This is a genomic window from Bradyrhizobium sp. (assembly GCF_049798375.1).
In the GTDB taxonomy this organism is placed as follows: Bacteria; Pseudomonadota; Alphaproteobacteria; order Rhizobiales; family Xanthobacteraceae; genus Bradyrhizobium.
Map to the genome: position 1 here is coordinate 1 of NZ_JBARGP010000674.1, position 2319 is coordinate 2319.

Consider the following 2319-nt stretch of genomic DNA (forward strand, 5'->3'; position numbering starts at 1 on the left):
GCAGCAAGGTCAGATGGATGTAGATCGCATGATCGCGCGGCAAATCGTTGCCGAGCTGCCGGATCGCCTCGAAGAACGGCAGGCCCTCGATGTCGCCGACCGTGCCGCCGATCTCGACCAGCACGAAGTCATAGTCGTCATTGCCGGAGATGACGAAATCCTTGATCGCATTGGTGACGTGCGGGACCACCTGGATGGTGGCGCCGAGATAGTCGCCACGCCGCTCCTTGGTCAGGATGTCCTGATAGATGCGCCCCGTCGTGATGTTGTCCTGCTTGGTCGCCGGACGTCCGGTGAAGCGCTCGTAATGGCCGAGATCGAGATCGGTCTCGGCGCCGTCATCGGTCACGAACACTTCACCGTGCTGATACGGCGACATCGTTCCGGGATCGAGATTGAGATAGGGATCGAGCTTGCGAAGGCGGACTTTGTAGCCCCGAGCCTGCAGCAGAGCGCCGAGCGCCGCCGATGCCAGACCCTTTCCGAGCGAGGAGACCACGCCGCCGGTGATGAAAATGTACCGCGCCATGGGACCCTACCTTTAATGCCGCCGATCCGATTCGCCAAAACGAATCGCATGAAGGCCGCGCCTGCGCTGCGGGCCTGTGGGTTACCGAAAAATAAGAACACCATCAGCTGGTTGGTAGCGAAATTCCGATGCAGGGAGCCAGCCGCCCCCTGCATGACGCCCCCGCGTTATTGCGATTGCGGAGCCTGCGGTGCGGCCGGAGCCTGCTTCTGCTGCTCATCCGCCTTCTTGAGCTGGTCGAGCAGACCGCCGCCGGCCGACGGCGCCACCGGCGTCGCCCCGCCTGCGGGCTGCGACTGGCTCGGCACGTTGTTGAGGATCGAGGCCGGCTTGCGGTCGAGGCTGGCGAGCCAGGACAGCGCCAGGCTGGTCAGGAAAAAAAGCGCCGCCAGAATCGCCGTGGTGCGCGTCAGGAGGTTCGCGGTGCCGCGGCTCGACATGAAACCGGCGCCGCCGCCCATGCCAAGCCCGCCGCCTTCGGACTTCTGCAGCAGCACCATGCCGATCAACACGGACACGATCATGAGGTGAACGACGACGATGACAGTCTGCATGGTGACCTTCCGTCACAAGCCGACGCAGCCGACTACGGGCCGAGCTTGGGGCTTGCGGGGTTCTCGGAGAAATTTGGGCGGTGTTACACGATCATAGCGGGCATTGTCACCCCCGCAGATAAGGCGGCCGCGAGTTCTCACAAGCAGCCATGGTGCGAACCGCACGATCTTGTTCCGAGTTGCAGATTCTATTATAATTGACGAATGGATCAAATAATTGACAATCTAGGACAACGTCTCGCCCGCCGCCTGCGCCTGGAACGCGAGAGCCGCGGCTGGTCACTGGCCGAGCTGGCGGACCGCTCGGCCGTGTCGAAAGCCACGATCAGCAAGATCGAACGGGCCGAGGTCAGTCCGACCGCTGTGATCCTGGTCAGGCTCGCCAGCGCCTTTGGCCTGACCTTGGCCGGCCTGATGCTGCGCGCCGAGGGCCAGGGCGAACGGCTGTCCAAGGCCGACGAGCAACCGCTATGGCACGATCCGGAGACCGGCTATTTGCGCCGGCAGGTGTTCAGCCGCCCGGACCATCCGGTCGAGCTCGTCACCGTGGAGCTGCCGCCGCGCCGCAGCGTGACGCTGCCGAGCTCGTCCTACGTCCATATCCGCCAGCTCGTCTGGGTGCAGAGCGGCAGCCTCACCATCGCCGAAGGCGCTGACCGCCACGTGCTCGGCGCGGGCGACTGCCTCGGCTTCGGGCCCCCGATCGACACCACCTTCGCCAACGAAACCGATGCGCCCTGCAGCTATGTCGTGGCGCTGGCCAGAACCTAAATGACAGGAGCTCAACCAGATGTCCGCGATCAGGATCGCCCCGCTGACCGATACACCGGCCATTGTCAGCGCTCTCAGCGATCTCCTGGTCGAGACTATCGCCCATGGCGGCTCGGTCAGCTTCATGCATCCACTGCCGACTGAGGTGGCTGACCGCTTCTGGCGCGGCTCGCTGGCGGCCGCCGGGCGCGGCGAACGCATCGTGCTCGGCGCCTTTGATGGTGAGGAGGTGGTCGCAACGGTGACACTCTTGCTCGACCTGCCGCCGAACCAGCCGCACCGCGCCGAGATCGCCAAGATGATGACGCGCCTCAGTCACCGCAATCGCGGCATCGCGACCGCCTTGATGCGCCGCGCCGAGGCGCTGGCCTGCGAGCACGGACGTACTTTGCTGGTGCTGGACACCGCCACCGACGGCGGAGCGTCCCAGCTCTATGAGGGCCTTGGCTTCCAGCTCACCGGGAT

General features: G+C 64.6%; 4 protein-coding genes. 2 read left to right on the forward strand and 2 right to left on the reverse strand.

What is annotated here, in order from left to right:
* Both WA702_RS26260 and secG read right to left on the reverse strand, forming a co-directional pair.
* Positions 1–529, reverse strand: a 529-nt coding sequence (locus WA702_RS26260) for a CTP synthase (protein WP_425113458.1), incomplete at its 3' end; no start/stop codon positions are given.
* Between the two features lie 167 nt (positions 530–696).
* Entirely contained in the window at positions 697–1083 is a 387-nt protein-coding gene (gene secG / locus WA702_RS26265) for a preprotein translocase subunit SecG (RefSeq protein WP_425113459.1), read from the reverse strand.
* 204 nt (positions 1084–1287) lie between these two features.
* Between secG and WA702_RS26270 the strand changes: the two genes are divergently transcribed.
* Together WA702_RS26270 and WA702_RS26275 are read left to right on the forward strand one after the other, a co-directional pair.
* Positions 1288–1854: a helix-turn-helix domain-containing protein gene (locus WA702_RS26270; RefSeq protein ID WP_425113460.1), complete on the forward strand. Its 567-nt coding sequence runs from the start codon at positions 1288–1290 to the stop codon at positions 1852–1854.
* 19 nt (positions 1855–1873) lie between these two features.
* A partial coding sequence (locus tag WA702_RS26275) for a GNAT family N-acetyltransferase (protein WP_425113461.1) occupies positions 1874–2319 on the forward strand: 446 nt, incomplete at its 3' end.

Bases quoted from the DNA above. Each gene is read 5' to 3' on its own strand.
- secG (WP_425113459.1), bottom strand. From the start codon at position 1,083: ATGCAGACTGTCATCGTCGTCGTTCACCTCATGATCGTGTCCGTGTTG.
- WA702_RS26270 (WP_425113460.1), top strand. From the start codon at position 1,288: ATGGATCAAATAATTGACAATCTAGGACAACGTCTCGCCCGCCGCCTG.